Below are 19,218 nucleotides of genomic sequence, written 5' to 3'. Positions count from 1 at the left end.
GGAAGTTAAGCTCTTCAGCGCCGATGGTAGTTGGGACGCGAGTCCCTGTGAGAGTAGGACGTTGCCGGGCAATACAGAAACCAGTTCAGTTTATGAGCTGGTTTTTTTGTGCGGTTTTTTAGGGGTCAAGAGAGATCATGGATACTTGTTAGGGCTGGATGGATGAGGACTCGGGAGAGATTAGACTTGTCGTCAAGGGGACTACCCTAACGACGTGCGAAAGCTATGAGACAGCTGCGCTATTTTGAGTCTATCCAATACCTATGGTAAATCTATGCCCAGTCTACACCCGGGTAAAGTTACATGGAAGGTAGGAGAAGTGTGCGGGAAAGTAAAACTATCCTCGACCTATGAAGCACCTATGCCGGACCTATACCCGGGTAAAGGTGGCTGAAAGGTAGGTGAAGTGTGGAGGAAAGCAGCTATCCCCCGCCTATGAGCTACCTATGCCTGATCTATACCGGGGTAAAGGTGCTTCATAGGTGTGTGAAGTATGGAGGAAAGCAGCTATCCCCCACCTATGAGCTACCTATGCCTGATCTATACCGGGGTAAAGGTGCCTGAAAGGTGTGTGAAGTATGGAGGAAAGCAGCTATGCTCCACCTATGAGGCAGCTATGCCCGACCTATCACCTACCCACTCCCCACTTATCCCCGGAGTAAAGATACGACAAATACCAATGGTATGCCTTTACCACGGATTAGGTAATTAAAGCTACAAATAGTTGAGCCAGGCCAATTTCAAGAAACGCACCCTAGGATTTTGCTACAACATACCACCCATGAATTGCAAAGGTTTCTATATGAATTATTCCTCAAAGATATTTATATGTTGGACATTTTGAAAGACATACAACGAAATTCAGATATGGGCATACAATGATATATGAATTTTAAATATTGTATACAATTTGAGGCCGGGGGCGATACTAAGAGGTATGGAGGTGTAGTAAATGGCCAACTGCGAGCGTGAAACAAATAATCATCTTGAAGAAGAATGTGCAATCTGTGAATCGACGAAAAAAAAGGGAATGCATCTATATAATATTTTTATTTGCTCGGAATGTGAGGATGTGTTAATTCATACAGAAACAAATGACCCTTTGTATAATGAACATGTAGAGAAGTTGAAAAAAATGAACATTTCCAGTATTTACTCATAAAACTTGAATACCGATATACTCCATCCTTATAATATAGTCAGCTGGCCCCTTCAACCGGAAGGAGCCTTTTTATTTGTTGGAAGAGGAGGCGTGTATGAGTGGGGGAAAAAGTAATTAAAGTACCAATATTAGATATGCTGGAGAAACACCGAAATAAGAAGTCCATATCCATGCATGTTCCAGGCCATAAAAATGGTGTTGTTCTGCCTATTGAAGCGCCTCAGAGTTTTAGTTCAGTCCTGTCATGGGATGTGACAGAACTTGCAGGATTAGATGATCTACATGAACCAGAAGAAGGTATTAAAGAGGCTGAAGTATTATTAGCGAAGTTTTATCAGACTAAAAAAAGTTACTTTCTTGTGAATGGAACCACTGTCGGTAATCTTGCGATGATCTTGGCTAGTATTGAGCCTGGAGATAAGGTACTTGTACAAAGGAATTGCCATAAATCCGTGATGAATGGATTAAAACTAGCTAAAGCTAACCCAGTATTTCTGACGCCGGTTATAGAATCTGGTATTTCAATTGGTGTTCCATATGAAACAATTTATAATAGTTTGAATGATCATTTGGATGTGAAAGCAATTATTCTTACATATCCTAATTATTATGGGTTGGGAGCAGATCTGGCATCTTTCATTAAGCAAGCTCATGAAAAGGGTATTCTAGTTTTAGTTGATGAAGCACACGGTGCCCACTTTGCGGCTGGTTCTCCTTTTCCACCATCAGCTGTCAGTATGGGAGCAGATATAGTTGTTCACTCAGCTCACAAAACACTGCCTGCGATGACAATGGGCTCCTATTTACATATAAACAGTGAATTGGTAAACCAATATCGTGTAGAAGAGTACTTAAGAGTGCTGCAATCAAGCAGCCCATCTTATCCAATTATGTTGTCTCTTGATTTAGCGAGAGCTTATTTAGAGAGCTATTCTGAAAAGGATAAGGAATATTTAATCGAACAAATTATGTCTTTTAAACAGTATTTACGGAAGCATGAGGAACTGTGCATTTTCGAATCAGAAAACAGCGATATTCAGGATCCATTAAAGCTTGTTCTCTATCATAAAAATGGACTATCAGGCTTTGAATTGCAAAAATTAATGGAGCGAGCAGGCATTTATTCAGAGCTCGCAGATGAGCGGCATGTATTGCTTGTTCTGCCTTTATTAAAGAAGGATCAACCATATTCTTTTGAGGAGATCATACAAAGGCTAGAAAGGATAAATTGGATTACAGGAGAACGAACACTGGTAAGCCTGGCCAGTAATCCACCGAAGAATGATCAACAACATATAGAGACTGTCTTGGCAATGTCTTATGAGGAAATGGATAGAATGCCGCGGAAAAGAATTTCTCTTGCTCATGCCTGTGGAGAAATCTCAGCAGAAACGATTATTCCATATCCTCCTGGTGTTCCGCTCATTCAAAAGGGAGAGATTATTACCTATGACATGGTTCAGGCATGCACATCTTTACTAAATCAGGGGGCTAAAATCCAAGGAGGAGTTTATTTAAAGCAACAGCAAATTGAGGTCTTTGCGTAAGTCACATATGATATACTATCTAGTAGTTACAATATTGGAGGTTACTGCCTTGAAACGTGGAGTTTTTATATCTGTAGAGGGTCCTGAAGGGGCTGGGAAAACGACCGTACTAGCAAAAGTGGGAGAGCAGCTTGAAAAGGAAGGCTACTCAATTGTACTGACAAGAGAACCTGGTGGAATTCCTATAGCAGAACAGATCCGACAGGTCATCTTAAATCCTGATCATACTGAAATGGATTCCAGGACAGAAGCACTGTTATATGCAGCAGCGCGCAGACAGCATCTTATGGAGAAGGTGGTACCTGCATTAGATAAAGGCTGTATTGTCTTATGTGATCGCTTTGTAGATAGCTCATTAGCTTATCAGGGGTATGCAAGAGGTCTTGGGATAGAGGAAGTCAGAGAGATCAATCGCTTTGCTATACAGGATACCATGCCAGAACTTACATTGTTCTTTATGATTGATCCTGAAATTGGCTTGAAGAGAATTGAAAATCATAAAAGTCGGGAAATAAATCGTTTGGATCTTGAGAAGCTCAATTTCCACCAAAAAGTATACGAGGGCTATCAACTATTAATAAAAAATGAACCTGATAGAATAAAGGTAATTGATGCAAATCAAAGCTTTGAAGAAGTTTATCAAGAAACTCTTCAACAAATTCGGACATATATTGACAGGAGACCTTAAGGCAAATGCTTTAAGGTTTTATATTTATCACTTGAATTGCTTTATGGTTACAGAATAACTGGTATAATGGATAAGTAAAGCTTAAATACGCACCGCCATTTTTTCTTTATAATCCTTATGGGAGGTTTTAGCCATGAAACTTATAATAGCAGTAGTACAAGATAAAGATAGTACTAAATTATTAGGTGATTTGGTCGACAATAACTTCCGAGCAACTAAGTTGGCCACAACTGGAGGATTTTTAAAATCCGGTAATACTACTTTTTTGATAGGTACCGAGGAATTAAGGGTGAATAAGGCTCTTGAAATCATAAAGAAGAACTGCAAATCCAGAGAGCAGTTTGTAGCACCAGTTACTCCAATGGGTGGTAATACAGACTCTTATGTACCTTATCCAGTAGAGGTTGAGGTAGGAGGAGCAACAGTTTTTGTAATGCCGGTAGATAAGTTTTACCAATTTTAACAATTGTTACAGTCAGTGAGGATTGAGAGGAAATAAGCATGATAAACACGTGGGATCAATTAGCCAATCAACAACCAAGAGTATCAACAATGCTCAAAAATAGCCTAATGAAGAATCGTGTGGCCCATGCTTATCTTTTTGAAGGAGAGCGTGGTACCGGTAAAAAGGATACAAGTATTCTTCTGGCTAAATCTTTATTTTGCCTTAACCGAGAAGACGGTTTTCTTCCCTGTGAGGAATGTACAAATTGTAAAAAAATTGACCATAAAAACCATGCGGATGTCCATGTTATTGAACCGGATGGTTTATCGATAAAAAAGGAACAAATTCGATTGCTTCATGAGGAGTTTCAAAAGAAGGCAGTTGAGTCATCACAAAAAGTATACATTATTACGCATGCACATAAAATGACTGCTTCTGCGGCTAATAGTTTATTGAAATTTTTAGAAGAACCTCATGCAGGGACAACAATTATTTTGCTTACAGATCAAATTCACCGCATGCTTTCAACCATCCTATCCCGTTGCCAAACGTTATCCTTTATGCCGTTAAATCCCAAGGAATTAAGTAAGCAGTTAATACAGGCAGGAGTACCTGTCACGAAGGCTCCCTTGATTGCGAGTTTGACGAATAGTGTCGAGGAAGGTTTGTCGTTAAATGAGGATGAGTGGTTTGCACAAGCTCAAAAAATAGTGGTAAAATTATTTGAAGCAATGAAAAATCCTGTGGATGGTATTATGGTCATTCAGGAGAGTTGGCTTTCGCATTTTAAAGAAAGAGAACAGACAGAAATAGGCTTAATGCTCCTATTGAATATATATCGTGATCTCCTTTATATACAGCTGGATAAGCCGGAAGAGATTGTATACAAAGATATGGAGGAAAGGCTTCGCCAATTGGCCATTCAGCATTCCCAAAAAAAATTGGCGTATCAAATGAATCAAATATTAGAGTCAAAACGAAAAATTTCGGCTAATATAAACCCACAGCTGTTAATGGAGCAGCTTGTGCTTAACCTTCAGGAGGGGTTTACACTTGTATGATGTTGTAGGAGTCCGCTTTAAAAAGGCGGGTAAAATATATTATTTTGACCCAGGTGATTTGGAAATAGCCAAGGATGAATACATCATAGTTGAGACAGTACGCGGAGTTGAGTTTGGAAAAGCTGTTATACCTAGAAAGCAGGTTGGGGAAAATGATGTAGTTCTGCCCCTGAAAAAAGTTATTCGAATAGCTGATGAAAAAGACCGGCTGATTGTGGATGAAAATAAACAAATCGCTGAACAGGCATTTCAAGTATGCAGTGAAAAAGTGGTTGAGCATCGTTTGGAAATGAAGCTTGTAGATGTTGAATATACTTTTGATCGTAATAAAGTTATTTTTTATTTCACAGCAGATGGACGAGTTGATTTTCGTGAGCTGGTTAAGGATCTGGCAGCTATTTTCCGAACACGTATTGAATTAAGACAGATTGGTGTCAGGGATGAGGCGAAAATGCTTGGAGGCATTGGACCTTGTGGAAGGATGTTATGTTGTTCTACATTTCTTGGAGACTTTGAACCAGTCTCCATTAAAATGGCTAAAGACCAAAACTTATCATTGAATCCAACGAAAATCTCGGGTCTATGCGGGCGCTTGATGTGCTGTTTAAAATATGAGAATGATGAATATGAGAGCGCAAAAGAGCAGCTTCCAGATTTGGGAGAGTACGTGGTTACACCAGTGGGTCGCGGTAAAGTAATCGGTCTTAACATTCTTGAAAAAATCATGCAAATAGAATTGCAGGGTAAGGAACGAGTAGTTGAATATACGCTGGATGAGATGATGGAGGAAGGCACCTTCTCGATTCAAGCCACAGATTAATAAGGTGGTGGGTGTTGATGAATAAAAAGGAAATTTTCGATTCGGTTAGCAGTATGGAAGCTCAAATTGGAGATTTGTATAAGCAACTTGGAGAGTTAAAAGAACATCTCGCAGAAATATTAGAAGAAAATAATTCCCTCAAGTTAGAAAATGAAAATGTTAGACGCCGCTTGCTGGATTTGGAAAAGACAAAGCCTGCGATTTCTCAGAAAAAGCAAGCAAAAAAAGGCAATAAGCTAATGGATGTCGGAGAGGGCTACGATAATTTAGCGAGACTATATCAAGAAGGTTTCCATATTTGTAATCTGCACTTTGGAAGTCCACGTAAAGATGGGGATTGCCTGTTTTGTCTTTCATTTTTAAATAAGAAGTAAAGATAGTCTTTCCTATCGATAGGAAAGACTATTTTTATAATTGATTTTTTACTGTATATAGGTAGGAGCGGATTGTAGAGTGTATATATTAAAAGATGATGAGCGTCTGGATTATTTATTGGGAGAGCCACTTAGGATTATTCAAAGCCCGAGTGTCTTTTCTTTTTCATTGGATGCTGTTTTATTATCTAAATTTGTATATGTTCCCATTCAAAAAGGGAATTTAGTTGATTTATGTTCTGGAAATGGTGTCATTCCACTCTTGCTCAGTACACGCACCAAGGGTCGTATATACGGAGTGGAGATACAGGAGCGTCTATATGATATGGCCGTCAGGAGTATAGGCTACAATAAGCTGGATGATAGAATTGAAATGTACCATGAGGATCTAAATAACATCATTCCGATCCTCGGCCATGATAAATACGATGTTGTCACCTGTAATCCACCGTATTTTTTGACGCCTGCGAAGGAAATTCAAAATGAGAATGAACATTTCGCGATAGCCAGGCATGAAATTAAATGTACATTGGAGGATGTAATCAGAGTGAGCAGCCAGCTTTTAAAGAATGGCGGTAAAGCAGCCTTTGTTCATAGACCCGGTAGGCTGCTTGATATTTTAACGTTAATGAGAAAGTATAGATTAGAACCAAAACGTCTTCAATTTGTGTATCCAAAGGCAAATAAAGAGGCAAATACAATTCTAATTGAAGGAATAAAAGGCGGTAATCCTGACTTAAAATTATTGCCCCCATTAATTGTGTATGATGAAAATAATGAGTATACAAAAGAGCTGAGAACAATCATCAATGGACAAGAATAATCACTACTTTTATGTACTTGAATGTGCGGACGGCAGTTATTATGCTGGGTATACAAATGATTTATATAAGAGAGTGAATACACATAATGATGGGAAAGGTGCCAAATATACACGAGGGAGAAGGCCTGTGGTGCTTCGCTATGTCGAGGAGTATCAGACAAAGACAGAGGCTATGCAGGCTGAGTATCGCTTTAAACAGCTAAGCAGGAGCGCCAAGGAAAGGATCGTACAAATGGGAGGAACAGACAATGAAGGCCCAAAAAAGTTTTGAAAAGGAGAATGAAGCAGTTCTCTATTTAGTACCAACACCAATCGGTAATTTAGATGATATGACATTTCGCACAATAAATATCCTCAAGCAGGCAGATTTAATTGCGGCAGAGGATACTAGGAATACCAAAAAACTGTGTAATCACTTTGATATTCAGACACCGTTAGTCAGTTATCACGAGCATAATATGAATCAGAGCGGGGAATCCTTGATTGAGAAAATGAAAAGTGGAAAACAAATTGCCCTCGTAAGCGATGCTGGAATGCCTGCCATTTCAGATCCTGGTTATGAATTAGTCCAGTCCTGCATAGAGGAGGACATAAAGGTCGTATCATTACCAGGTGCAAATGCGGCCTTAACGGCACTGATTGCTTCAGGTATAGTCCCGCAGCCATTTTATTTCTATGGATTTTTAAATCGAAGCCGTAAAGAGAAAAAGAAAGAGCTGGAGCGATTAAAAATAAAGGATTCAACCATAATCTTCTATGAATCTCCCCACCGATTAAAGGAAACACTTACGATAATGTATGAGTTTTTTGGAAATCGAAAAATAGTATTGGCAAGAGAGCTGACAAAAAAGTTCGAGGAATATATTCGAGGGACACTGTCAGAGATTATAGAATGGGCTAATGAACATGAAATACGCGGTGAGTTTGTGATTATAACCGAGGGATCTGATAGGCAAGAGGCAGATGATCAAGGAACAGCCTGGTGGACAGAGATGGAATTGAAAGAGCATGTCGATTTTTATATTGAATCTGAGAACCGCAAACCGAATGATGCGATAAAGATGGTAGCAAAAGACAGGAATCTTCAAAAAAGAGAAGTTTATCAAGCTTACCATGTTGATAAAAATGAAGAATAAAAACAATTAAAAAGCTCCCCATTAGGGAAGCTTTTTAATTAGTTGCTTACAACATGCAAGTTGTCTTGGATTTCTTTAAGAAGCTGTTCTGCTCCTTCACGGCTAAGGATTAATTTACCGTCAGCAAGAGTGAAGTTGTTGTCGGATACTTCACCTGTAACTTGGCAAGTCATATTCGGCTTATATTTTTTTAGAATAATTTTTTCATCGTCAACATAAATTTCTAAAGCATCTTTTTCAGCGATTCCTAAAGTACGACGAAGCTCAATTGGAATTACCACCCGTCCAAGCTCATCTACTTTACGTACAATACCTGTGGATTTCATAAAAATACTCCTCTCATAGTAAAATATTTTTTTAATAAAATTCGTCATTATTCGACAAAATTTAAGGATGTTTTCATAATACCAAGCATTCCCAAAACCGTCAATGTTTTTGGATTGCATAATAATAGTAGTTTATTCCATATTTAGTGAGGTTTTATGAAAAAAACAGTAAAAAAACGATATAAATTTACATAAATATACATTAAATGAATCATTTACATGGATAAATTGACGATAAATTATAAAAGATTCAAAATAAAACAAATATATTTTGTGCTCAATTGTATTTTTATTACAAAATTAAATATATTCATATAATTAATACACCTTGTCTACAATAATTAATTGTGAAAAAGCTTTCAATATATATGTGTAATAAAATTTTCCAAAAGCGCCCTAGGTTCATATGTATAAAAATAATTGAAATTCCTTTATAATGTACTATTATGTAATGCATTTATAGGCAAATCTTACGTACTTTATTGCAAGGCCTTTAAGGAGTGGAAAAGATGAAGGAAAAATTAAATACTTTTTATATTACTACCCCAATCTACTATCCAAGTGGAAATCTTCATATTGGACATGCATATACGACAGTTGCAGGAGATGCAATGGCTCGTTATAAGAGAATGCGCGGATATGATGTTATGTACCTAACTGGTACAGATGAACATGGGCAAAAGATTCAGCAAAAGGCAGAAGAAAAAGGAATTAGCCCGCAGGAATATGTTGATGGTATGATCAGAGACATCAAAATACTATGGAACAAGCTTGATATTTCTTATGATGATTTCATTAGAACCACTGAAGAAAGACATAAGAAGGTTGTTGAGAAGATTTTTAAACGCTTGCTTGATCAGGGCGATATTTATCTTGATCAATATGAAGGCTGGTATTGCACTCCATGTGAATCATTTTTCACAGATCGTCAGGTAGAAGAGGGCAATTGTCCTGATTGTGGACGTCCAGTTGAAAAGGTAAAAGAAGAATCCTACTTCTTTAAAATGAGTAAATATGCTGACCGATTATTAAAGTTTTACGAAGAGAACCCTGAGTTCATTCAACCGGAGTCACGCAAAAATGAGATGATTAACAACTTCTTAAAGCCTGGTTTAGAGGATTTAGCTGTTTCCAGAACAACTTTTGACTGGGGCATAAAGGTGCCGGGTGATCCTAAGCATGTTATCTATGTTTGGATTGATGCATTATCTAATTATATTACGGCTTTAGGTTACGGTACTGATGATGACTCCAAGTACATGAATTATTGGCCGGCAGATGTCCATTTGGTTGGTAAGGAAATCGTTCGTTTCCATACTATTTACTGGCCAATCATGTTAATGGCACTTGATCTACCTCTTCCTAAAAAAGTATTTGCACATGGCTGGCTATTAATGAAAGACGGCAAAATGTCCAAATCTAAAGGGAATGTTGTAGATCCTGTAACGCTCATAGATCGATATGGTTTGGATGCCCTTCGTTATTACTTATTGCGTGAGGTTCCATTCGGAGCGGATGGCGTATTTACTCCAGAAGGCTTCGTTGAAAGAATTAACTTTGATTTAGCCAATGACCTTGGAAACTTATTGAACAGAACTGTTGCGATGATTAATAAGTACTTTGATGGAAAAATACCAGCTTATAAAGGGTCAGAGCGTGAATTTGATCAGCAGCTGCTGCAGGCTAATAAGGAAACGGTAGTAAAATATGAAGAGGCAATGGATGATATGCAATTCTCTGTTGCGTTGTCTACTATATGGCAATTGGTAAGCCGCACAAATAAATACATTGATGAAACTCAACCATGGGCCTTAGCGAAAGATGAAGCTAAAGTTGACGAGTTGGCATCTGTAATGGTTCATTTAGCAGAATCCTTAAGAAGAGTTGCTATCATGCTGAAGCCATTCCTAACTGTAACTCCTGAAAAGATTTTTGAACAATTGGATTGTCAGGATCCTTTGTTACAAAGCTGGGATAGCTTGAAAGAGTTCGGATTGATCTCTGAAAATTCAACTGTTAAAAAAGGACAGCCTATCTTCCCTCGACTGGATATGGAGGAAGAAGTAACTTATATTAAGGAAGCGATGCAGAGTACTGCACCAGCCGCACCGGTCCAAGAAGCGAAAAAGGAAATCGCACAACCTAAAGAGGTAGAAGAGATTACGATTGATGATTTCAAAAAGGTAGAGCTCAGAGTAGCTCAAGTAATAAAGGCTGAGCCCGTACCAAAAGCAGACAAACTGTTAAAACTTCAATTAGATCTTGGATATGAGCAGCGTCAGGTTGTTTCTGGCATTGCGGAGCATTACAAACCAGAAGAATTGACTGGTAAGAAAGTTATTTGCGTAACGAATTTAAAACCGGTTAAACTTCGTGGTGTATTATCTCAAGGGATGATTTTAGCAGGAAGTCTTGATGGTCAATTGGCATTGGCCTCTATTGCAGAATCCTTACCAAATGGGGCACAGGTTAAATAATTTAATTTGAACGTAGGGATGTTACATGTGAAACATCCCTATTGTTTTGGGTATAGAGTGATATTCTAGGCAAATGGTAAAGGAGTGCTAACATTGTTATTTGATACACATGTGCATTTAAATGATGAGCAATTTGATAATGATTTGGAAGAAGTTATCAGTCGAGCCAAAGCGAATGGCGTGGAGAAGGTTATCGTTGTTGGTTTTGATGAGAAGACCATTAAACGAGCCATGGAGTTAATAGAGACTTATGACTTTATGTATGCAGCGATTGGTTGGCATCCGGTAGATGCAATCGATCTAACTGATGAATATCTTGAATGGATTGAAGAGCTGACCAAGCATCCAAAAGTGGTGGCAATTGGAGAAATAGGCTTAGACTATCATTGGGACAAATCACCGAAGGATATCCAAAAGGATGTATTCCGCCGTCAGATTCGTCTTGCTAAAAAACTTAAGCTTCCTATCATCATTCATAACAGGGATGCTACAGAGGACGTAGTAGAGATCCTTAAGGAAGAGCATGCAGAAGAAGTTGGCGGAATTATGCATTGCTTTAGCGGCAGTGTGGAAACGGCACAGGTATGCTTAGACATGAATTTTTATATTTCTTTAGGCGGACCGGTTACATTTAAAAATGCAGTTAAACCAAAAGAGGTTGCAAAGGCTGTGCCTTTAGAAAGATTATTGATTGAAACCGATTGTCCTTATTTGGCCCCTCATCCGTTTAGAGGGAAACGAAATGAACCAGGCTATGTCAAACTTGTTGCTGAGGAAATAGCAAGGCTGAAAGAGGTTTCTTATGAGGAAGTTGCTGAAGCAACAATGAATAATGCCAAAACGCTTTTTAAATTGATTTAAAGACAGATTTCCCCCATTTTACTGAGAAAATATATGTATATGGATAGGTAGATTGGATGTCATTAACTGCCTCGATGTAATACTTACTCTGATAAGCATGAGAGCGGTATTATTTGACAAGGCTATTTATATATTTATATAATGCATTCAGTGAAAAGGGGGTAATTTTTTCGTGAATAAATACATGAAAAACCTATTTTCCAGGCCGCGGCAAACGCCAAAGGTAATATTAATGATGACTAGTATCGCTGTATTTCTAATAGCTTCCGGAGTTTTATTTTTTGAAGGAACAAAGAAGACAGTGGCACTGAGCCTGGATGGAGAAAAGCAAAAGGTAAAAACCCATGCTGATACCATAAGTGAATTACTTGAAGAACATGACATATTAGTAGATTCGAGGGACTATCTCAGTATACCTGAAACGACTAAAATAAAAGATGATTTACACATTGTGTGGGAGCCTGCTGTTGATATAAAGGTCATAATAGATGGCAAAGAGCAGAGCTTTGCTACGACTGCGAAGACAGTTGAAGATGTTTTAAAAGAGGAAAATATACAGCTAAGGAACGAGGATTTCCTGTCCCATGATATGAATGATAAGATAGAAGCCGGTTTGATCATACATATTGAGAAGGCTTTTCCTGTTACCGTAATTGATGGAGAGAATGAAAAAATACTATGGACAGTCTCGACTCCTGTGAAGGACTTTTTAAATACTGCCAATATACATGTTGGTGATTTGGATCGTGTTGAACCTGGGATAAACGATCAGCTTAGTAAGAAAACATCCTTGTCTATTACACGTGTTGAAAAAGATACGGATGTAGTGGAAGAACCGATTGCATATGAGACTATCAAGCGAAATGATCCCGCATTAACCTCAGGAAAACAGAAAGTTACCACTGAAGGCGTTAACGGTCTCGTAAGTAAGAAATATGAGCTTATTAAAGAAAATGGGAAAGTTGTGTCCAAAAAGCTGATTTCAGAAAATGTTATCAAGGAAAAAACGGATCAGGTGATCTCTGTTGGAACAAAACAAAAACAACCTATAGCAAAGCCAATGTCTAATGTAAAAAAGAACGTACAAAAGGCTAGTGATAGTGATGAATATTATGTTACGGCTACTGCCTATACCGTTGACTGTGATGGCTGTTCGGGTAAAACTGCAGTTGGCATTGACCTGCGTGCAAATCCGAACAAAAAGGTTATCGCTGTTGACCCTAACCTAATACCGCTTGGATCAAGAGTATATGTAGAAGGCTATGGTTATGCAGTTGCAGGAGATACCGGTGGTGCCATAAACGGGAATAAAATTGACGTTTATGTTCCTACATCTGCTGAAGCCCATAACTGGGGTGTAAAAAAGGTCAAAATAAAAGTTATTCGTTAAATATTACGGTAATTTATACAGTGGATTTCGTATCCGCTGTTTTTTTGCGTTATAATAGGCAGGGTTAACCGTAAATAAATTAACATTACATTAATATTACAAAAATAACACAAATATATCAATTGTAAATTACAAATTTTAGATAAAATTTTTTGGAGGGAAAATGAAAATCAAAGAAATTATTGTCGTTGAAGGAAAAGACGACACCACGGCCATCAAACGCGCTTTAAATGCTGATACAATAGAAACGAATGGTTCAGCTATTAATCAGGAAACATTAAATCAAATTCGCTTGGCACAAAAGGTCAGGGGAGTGATTGTTTTTACTGATCCTGACTTTCCGGGAGAGAGAATAAGACAAATTATTTCACAGGAAGTACCCGGATGCCAGCATGCGTTTCTGCCAAAGCACTTGGCTATCCATAAGTCCGGGCGTGGGCTGGGTGTTGAACATGCGTCTGATGAAGCCATCAGAGAGGCATTGAAAAATGCGAAACTAATGGATTCGGAACTAAAAGAAGTGATCAGTAAGGATGATTTGGTCATATTCGGTTTAGTTGGCGGTCCAGGTTCTGCTGAGAAACGGGAAAAGTTAGGTCGACTCTTGAATATCGGCTATGCAAATGGCAAACAGCTATATACAAGATTGAAGATGTTTGGAATCTCAAAGGAAGAGTTCATGAAGGCAATCGAACATATAAATGGAGTGGAAATAAATGAATAAAGATATTGCAACCCCAATTAAAACTAGAGAAATACTGGATAAATACGGATTCTCCTTTAAGAAGAGTCTTGGCCAGAACTTCTTAATCGATACAAACATACTACGAAATATTGTTCACCATTCAGGTGTTCACTCAGAGAGCGGAGCAATAGAAATTGGGCCGGGGATTGGCGCGTTGACAGAACAATTAGCAAAGAACTGTAAGAAAGTTGTAGCCTTTGAAATAGATCAACGCCTTTTGCCGATCTTAAAAGATACCCTTTCAGCTTATGATAATATCCAAGTTATTCACGAGGATATATTAAAAGCAGACGTAGCAAAAGTGATTAAGGAGGAATTTACTGGTCAGGTAGATGATCTTCATATTGTGGCGAACTTGCCATATTACGTTACTACGCCGATTATCATGAAACTACTTGAAGAACGCCTGCCCCTTGAAAGTATAACGGTTATGCTTCAAAAGGAAGTTGCTGATCGTATGGCAGCAGCTCCAGGAACGAAAGAATATGGGTCATTGTCGATTGCGGTCCAGTACTACACAACAGCTGCAGTAGCCATGATTGTACCGAAAACGGTATTTGTGCCGCAGCCTAATGTAGATTCTGCTGTTATCCATCTAAAGGTCAGAGATAAACCGGCTGTAGATGTTGAAGACGAAGGTTTCTTTTTTGAAATTACGAGGGCAAGCTTTGCTCAAAGAAGAAAAACGATTTTAAATAATTTAGTTTCCCAGCTTCCTGATGGAAAAGCAAGAAAGGAACTCATTCTCCAAGGGCTGGAAGCTGCGGGTATAGATCCGATTAGAAGAGGAGAGACCTTATCTCTGCAAGAGTTTGCTGATTTAAGTAACGCTCTTAAACCTCATTTTAAATAAACATATAAAGCAAAAAAAGCCAGTTCAAGTTGATCTGGCTTTTTTCTGTTTTCACATCTAGCCCTTGATCTGCATAGCCTATGTTGAATCCATTGATTAGTTGCAGTGACATAATATGGAGTGAGGCTTTCATGATAAAGGTTAATGATATAGTTGGTCGAAAATCGTATGATTGCGATATCTATTTTCGTGTTATAGATATTTTGGAGCATGAGGGCAGAAAAATTGCAATTATATTTGGTGAAGATATACGTTTGGAAGCAGATGCACCTCTCTCGGATCTAAAAGTAATAGGCGAAGATGAGAGGGCTACGAGAAATATGTATACAGATACTTTGGTGAATCAATCAAATCATCTTATATCACAGGAATTTGAGCGACTGCGTCATAAAAAAGAATATGAAGTCACAGATGGGTATCGACAGCCTGTTGATTATTTTCAAATTCCTGGGAAGGTTCTGCATCTAGATGGCGATCCTAGTTATTTGGAGAAATGTCTGGACCTGTATAAGCGCATTGGCATTCCTGTACACGGAGAACATTGTAAGGAGCGTGAGATGCCTTATAAGGTTGGAGAATTATTGGACCAATACAGGCCTGATATCCTTGTCATCACAGGCCATGATTCCTATTCAAAGTCTAAGGGAGCCATTAATGATATAAATGCATACAGACATTCAAAGGACTTCGTGCTGGCCGTCAAAGAGGCCAGGAAAAAAATTCACCATTTAGACCACTTAGTTATCTTTGCAGGTGCTTGCCAATCTCATTTTGAATCATTAATCGTTGCTGGTGCTAATTTTGCCAGTTCTCCTTCCCGCGTGAATATCCATGCATTAGATCCGGTTTATATTGTTGGAAAGATTAGTCTTACGCCTTTTATGGATCATGTGAATGTATGGGAGGTTCTACGTAATACTTTGACAGGCGAGAAAGGGCTTGGAGGAGTTGAATCGAAGGGTGTTCTTAGAATCGGAATGCCTTATCATACAAACGAGGCGAAGGAAAAGCTTAATACAGATGACTAATTTTGTCTAATCCTTATCATATGGCTTTTTAAAAGGTCTTACTATCTCTCAACTCTTGAAATAGTACGATTTATAAGCAGAATCTTAACAGAATGATTACTAATGCTAAAAGTACCGATGGCTAATGATCGGTGCTTTTTTTGTATATCCACCAGATAAAGGGGAAAAGTCCGTATTGATCTCTATTAAAGTGAGTCTACTTACTGGTATTTAGTGAAGAGTAGAATGTTTTGTAGAAGTGCCTCTCCAAGATAGTTTTATTCAACAAAATAAATCATTTATCCCCTCTATAATCTTAAACATAATGTAATTGGAATTTACATACATATCTATCTGTCGAATAGGGTAGAATAAAAGAGAGAAAAAAACGGTATTTTTCTTGTGAAAAACATTGACAAACAAATTTGATCACTGATATAATTTATTATTTTATTTGACCGTCATTAGTCTATGTGATATACTACTTTTAGTGAGGTGGACGAAGCATGCCAAAAAGTTTGAATGATATTAAACAGATTTTGGATTCCCATTTGGGACAGAAGTTGCTACTCAAAGCGAATGGCGGTAGAAGAAAAACTATCGAACGTTCAGGTGTATTAGCTGAAACTTATCCCTCAGTATTCGTTGTCGAATTAGATCAGGATGAGAACTCTTTTGAAAGAGTTTCATACAGCTATGCAGATGTATTAACAGAAACGGTAGAATTAACATTTACTGAAGAGACATCAGGAAAAATGGCGTAACGGCAGTGAACAATAGTTCTCTGCTTTTTTATTTGCCTACATGAATATATTGGCTGTTTCGAAATTTAGTTTTAGATAAATGATATGAAGGTCGTACCGATAAAAAGGAGCTGTTAAACTTGGGCAGAAGAAGTATGATGTCTGAAAAGTTTAAAGAAGAGCTTGCTAAGGAACTTGGTTTCTGGGATGTAGTGCAGAAAGAAGGATGGGGCGGAATTAGAGCCGTTGATGCAGGGAATATGGTGAAAAGGGCAATTGAAATAGCAGAGCAGCAATTAGCCAATCGATCATAAATGCTGTGACATTCGACTTTCCGAAAACTAATACTTGTTCGGTACGGCAATTAAACCCCAGGGATTTATATCCTGGGGTTTTCTTGTTCGCCACAAATTAAAGAGAAAAATTTATACGAATAGTGGCGATTGGTGTTACGAAAATGTACAATGTGAGAAGGTAACAAAAGGATAAGTAGGTGAACAGAATGAAATGGATGGAGAAAGCACCTGCTAAGATTAACTTGGCACTGGATGTTTTATATAAAAGGGAAGATGGCTTCCATGAAGTTGAAATGGTTATGACTAATGTCGATTTAGCAGATAGAATTGAACTGATGGAACTAAATAGCAATGCCATAAAAATTAACTCGCATAATCGCTATGTGCCGGATGATAGTCGGAATTTGGCTTATCAGGCAGCAGCATTATTGAAAAAGAGATACGGGATTAATACAGGTATTGAGATAACTATTGATAAACATATCCCTGTGGCAGCAGGTCTTGCAGGTGGCAGCAGTGATGCTGCGGCAACATTAAGAGGGTTAAACCGTATTTGGAACCTTGGCCTTTCTATGGACCAGCTTGCAGAGCTTGGAGCCGAGATAGGATCAGATGTATCATTTTGTGTGCATGGTGGTACAGCAATCGCAAGGGGCAGGGGAGAAAGAATTGAGCATCTGCCAGCACCTCCAAACTGCTGGGTAGTTTTGGCGAAGCCAACAATAGGGGTATCTACAGCAGATGTCTATCGTAATTTGAAGATAAATGATTTGGCACACCCTAATATAAATTCAATGGTAGAGTCTATATATAATCAAAATTATGAGGCTATGTGTCAAAGCATGGGGAACGTTTTAGAGAGTGTAACGTTAAAAATGTATCCTGAAGTGAAAATGATTAAGGAACAAATGAGCAGATTTGGAGCTGATGCTGTGTTAATGAGTGGAAGCGGACCAACAGTATTTGGCTTGGTTGAACATGATTCGCGTATGCAAAGGATTTATAACGGGTTAATGGGTTTTTGTGAACATGTTTATGCAGTTCGCCTGCTTGGAAACAGGCTGGATATTGAATAAGTACGGACATTAATATAGAATCATAATAAAATATTCGTGTTCTGGGGGTAAAAATGAAATTGCGCAGAAGTGAACGTCTTGTAGATATGACAACCTATTTGATGGATCATCCCTCCACCCTTATTCCACTATCCTTTTTCTCGGAAAGATATCAATCTGCGAAGTCTTCTATCAGTGAGGATCTCGTGATTATTAAACAGACCTTGGAGGCAATGGGGAATGGAACGTTGGTTACAGTCCCTGGAGCGGCTGGCGGAGTAAAGTATATTGTTGGCGTGAGCATGGAGGAATCCAATCAAATTATCAAGGATTTATGTGCCCTGATGGAGACACCTGAAAGACTATTACCTGGTGGCTACCTTTATATGACTGATATTTTGGGGCAGCCAAAAATAATTAGTAATGTAGGAAAACTAATTGCTTCGCATTATGCAAACCAAAATATTGACGTTGTTATGACAGTAGCAACAAAAGGTATTCCTTTAGCATATTCAGTAGCTCACTATTTAAATGTTCCTGTGGTTATTGTCAGAAGAGATTCATTAGTAACAGAAGGTCCGACATTAAGCATTAATTATGTATCAGGCTCAAATAAAAGAATTCAAACAATGGTCTTGTCGAAAAAAAGTCTTAAAAGGGATTCGAAGGTTTTGATTGTGGATGACTTCATGAAAGCCGGCGGAACCGTAAACGGCATGATTAACTTAATTGAGGAATTTGATGCAAATGTAGCAGGGATTGCTGTGTTAGTTGAAGCTGAAAATTCTGAGGAGCGTCTTGTCGATGAGTACCTATCTTTGATTAAATTGACGGATGTGAATATGAAGGATAAAACAATTAAGGTGAATAAAGGTAATTTCTTCCGATCTAAGTAGGAGTAATCAGCATAACCGATTGGGTGTTCAGTGCCTTTTATACTGCGATTATATTCAGTTATTAAAAAATTTCACAAATAATTTCTATATTTTTCAAAAAAAAGAAGGAATATCATAATTTTTGTGGAAATAGTTTAGTAATTCGCATTATAAAAGGTGGTGACATAGATGGAAGTGACTGACGTAAGATTACGCCGCGTCAATACAGATGGTAGAATGAGGGCGATTGCATCCATTACTTTGGATAATGAATTTGTTGTTCATGATATTCGAGTTATAGATGGGAATAATGGCCTGTTTGTGGCAATGCCAAGCAAACGCACTCCAGATGGAGAGTTCCGTGATATCGCTCATCCAATCAATTCTGGAACGCGCGGTAAAATCCAGGAAGCTGTTCTTGCCGAGTATCACCGTATTGGTGAAATGGAAGAGGTAGAGTTAGAAGGAGCAGGAGCATCTTAATAAATAGAAAATTTTAAAATCAACATCTAGAGCCGACCATCTGAGAGGCTC

Annotated in this window: 22 protein-coding genes and 1 rRNA gene; 22 read left to right on the top strand and 1 reads right to left on the bottom strand. The window is 38.2% G+C overall.

The features are described 5' to 3' along the window. The 11 genes from rrf to rsmI form a co-directional block, all read left to right on the top strand. A 5S ribosomal RNA gene (rrf, locus tag AC4D4A_RS18750) occupies positions 1-70 on the top strand; the annotation flags it as partial. Between the two features lie 882 nt (positions 71-952). Then, on the top strand, positions 953-1,162 hold the full coding sequence (locus tag AC4D4A_RS18745; protein ID WP_490997224.1) for a sigma factor G inhibitor Gin: 210 nt from the start codon (positions 953-955) through the stop codon (positions 1,160-1,162). Between the two features lie 98 nt (positions 1,163-1,260). Then, complete coding sequence (locus tag AC4D4A_RS18740; protein ID WP_490997223.1) at positions 1,261-2,709, top strand: aminotransferase class I/II-fold pyridoxal phosphate-dependent enzyme; 1,449 nt, start codon at positions 1,261-1,263, stop codon at positions 2,707-2,709. 7 nt (positions 2,710-2,716) lie between these two features. Then, the gene (gene tmk / locus AC4D4A_RS18735) at positions 2,717-3,397 is read left to right on the top strand and encodes a dTMP kinase (RefSeq protein ID WP_490997226.1); all 681 of its coding nucleotides are present in this window, start codon (positions 2,717-2,719) and stop codon (positions 3,395-3,397) included. A gap of 133 nt (positions 3,398-3,530) precedes the next feature. After that, positions 3,531-3,860, top strand: a complete 330-nt coding sequence (darA, locus tag AC4D4A_RS18730) for a cyclic di-AMP receptor DarA (protein WP_490997222.1) — start codon at positions 3,531-3,533, stop codon at positions 3,858-3,860. Positions 3,861-3,898: 38 nt separating this feature from the next. Then, a complete protein-coding gene (gene holB, locus AC4D4A_RS18725; protein WP_490997221.1) occupies positions 3,899-4,903 on the top strand; it encodes a DNA polymerase III subunit delta' in 1,005 nt (334 codons plus the stop codon). Next, positions 4,896-5,723, top strand: coding sequence for a PSP1 domain-containing protein (locus tag AC4D4A_RS18720; RefSeq protein WP_066103211.1), 828 nt, complete (start codon positions 4,896-4,898; stop codon positions 5,721-5,723). The genes holB and AC4D4A_RS18720 overlap by 8 nt, the downstream gene beginning before the upstream one ends. Positions 5,724-5,740: 17 nt before the next feature. Then, complete coding sequence (gene yabA, locus AC4D4A_RS18715) at positions 5,741-6,097, top strand: DNA replication initiation control protein YabA (protein WP_490997220.1); 357 nt, start codon at positions 5,741-5,743, stop codon at positions 6,095-6,097. Between the two features lie 79 nt (positions 6,098-6,176). Then, positions 6,177-6,920, top strand: a complete 744-nt coding sequence (locus AC4D4A_RS18710) for a tRNA1(Val) (adenine(37)-N6)-methyltransferase (protein WP_490997219.1) — start codon at positions 6,177-6,179, stop codon at positions 6,918-6,920. Next, the gene (locus AC4D4A_RS18705; RefSeq protein WP_490997218.1) at positions 6,907-7,191 is read left to right on the top strand and encodes a GIY-YIG nuclease family protein; all 285 of its coding nucleotides are present in this window, start codon (positions 6,907-6,909) and stop codon (positions 7,189-7,191) included. The genes AC4D4A_RS18710 and AC4D4A_RS18705 overlap by 14 nt, the downstream gene beginning before the upstream one ends. Next, positions 7,169-8,056 carry a 16S rRNA (cytidine(1402)-2'-O)-methyltransferase gene (gene rsmI / locus AC4D4A_RS18700; RefSeq protein ID WP_490997217.1) on the top strand — a complete coding sequence of 296 codons (888 nt, stop codon included), beginning with the start codon at positions 7,169-7,171 and terminating at the stop codon, positions 8,054-8,056. The genes AC4D4A_RS18705 and rsmI overlap by 23 nt, the downstream gene beginning before the upstream one ends. 38 nt (positions 8,057-8,094) lie before the next feature. On the opposite strand, the gene abrB is transcribed toward rsmI, so the two are convergent. After that, a complete protein-coding gene (abrB, locus tag AC4D4A_RS18695) occupies positions 8,095-8,388 on the bottom strand; it encodes a transition state genes transcriptional regulator AbrB (protein ID WP_490997225.1) in 294 nt (97 codons plus the stop codon). A gap of 503 nt (positions 8,389-8,891) precedes the next feature. Between abrB and metG the strand changes: the two genes are divergently transcribed. The 11 genes from metG (at position 8,892) to spoVG (ending at position 19,167) form a co-directional block, all read left to right on the top strand. Continuing rightward, positions 8,892-10,859, top strand: coding sequence for a methionine--tRNA ligase (metG, locus tag AC4D4A_RS18690; RefSeq protein ID WP_490997216.1), 1,968 nt, complete (start codon positions 8,892-8,894; stop codon positions 10,857-10,859). A gap of 93 nt (positions 10,860-10,952) precedes the next feature. Beyond that, positions 10,953-11,720 (top strand): TatD family hydrolase, encoded by a 768-nt coding sequence (locus AC4D4A_RS18685; RefSeq protein WP_490997215.1) that lies wholly within the window; start codon positions 10,953-10,955, stop codon positions 11,718-11,720. Between the two features lie 172 nt (positions 11,721-11,892). Beyond that, positions 11,893-13,110: a resuscitation-promoting factor gene (locus AC4D4A_RS18680; protein WP_490997214.1), complete on the top strand. Its 1,218-nt coding sequence runs from the start codon at positions 11,893-11,895 to the stop codon at positions 13,108-13,110. Between the two features lie 163 nt (positions 13,111-13,273). Further along, entirely contained in the window at positions 13,274-13,834 is a 561-nt protein-coding gene (gene rnmV, locus AC4D4A_RS18675) for a ribonuclease M5 (protein ID WP_490997213.1), read from the top strand. Next, the gene (rsmA, locus tag AC4D4A_RS18670; protein WP_490997212.1) at positions 13,827-14,708 is read left to right on the top strand and encodes a 16S rRNA (adenine(1518)-N(6)/adenine(1519)-N(6))-dimethyltransferase RsmA; all 882 of its coding nucleotides are present in this window, start codon (positions 13,827-13,829) and stop codon (positions 14,706-14,708) included. The genes rnmV and rsmA overlap by 8 nt, the downstream gene beginning before the upstream one ends. A 131-nt stretch (positions 14,709-14,839) precedes the next feature. Beyond that, positions 14,840-15,736 (top strand): sporulation peptidase YabG, encoded by an 897-nt coding sequence (gene yabG, locus AC4D4A_RS18665; protein WP_490997211.1) that lies wholly within the window; start codon positions 14,840-14,842, stop codon positions 15,734-15,736. Positions 15,737-16,221: 485 nt separating this feature from the next. Continuing rightward, positions 16,222-16,479 carry a biofilm formation stimulator Veg gene (gene veg / locus AC4D4A_RS18660; protein WP_066103179.1) on the top strand — a complete coding sequence of 86 codons (258 nt, stop codon included), beginning with the start codon at positions 16,222-16,224 and terminating at the stop codon, positions 16,477-16,479. Between the two features lie 137 nt (positions 16,480-16,616). Further along, entirely contained in the window at positions 16,617-16,772 is a 156-nt protein-coding gene (locus tag AC4D4A_RS18655; protein WP_066103234.1) for a small, acid-soluble spore protein, alpha/beta type, read from the top strand. 188 nt (positions 16,773-16,960) lie between these two features. Next, complete coding sequence (ispE, locus tag AC4D4A_RS18650; RefSeq protein ID WP_490997210.1) at positions 16,961-17,830, top strand: 4-(cytidine 5'-diphospho)-2-C-methyl-D-erythritol kinase; 870 nt, start codon at positions 16,961-16,963, stop codon at positions 17,828-17,830. A gap of 53 nt (positions 17,831-17,883) precedes the next feature. Next, the gene (gene purR, locus AC4D4A_RS18645; protein WP_490997209.1) at positions 17,884-18,705 is read left to right on the top strand and encodes a pur operon repressor; all 822 of its coding nucleotides are present in this window, start codon (positions 17,884-17,886) and stop codon (positions 18,703-18,705) included. Between the two features lie 168 nt (positions 18,706-18,873). Then, a complete protein-coding gene (spoVG, locus tag AC4D4A_RS18640) occupies positions 18,874-19,167 on the top strand; it encodes a septation regulator SpoVG (protein ID WP_066103170.1) in 294 nt (97 codons plus the stop codon). The last annotated feature ends 51 nt before the right edge of the window (positions 19,168-19,218 follow it).

The sequence above is a fragment of the Pradoshia sp. Z5_111 genome (assembly GCF_058267535.1).
The sequence above is the reverse complement of the archived record's forward strand: the minus strand, read 5'-3'. Positions and strand labels throughout refer to the sequence as shown.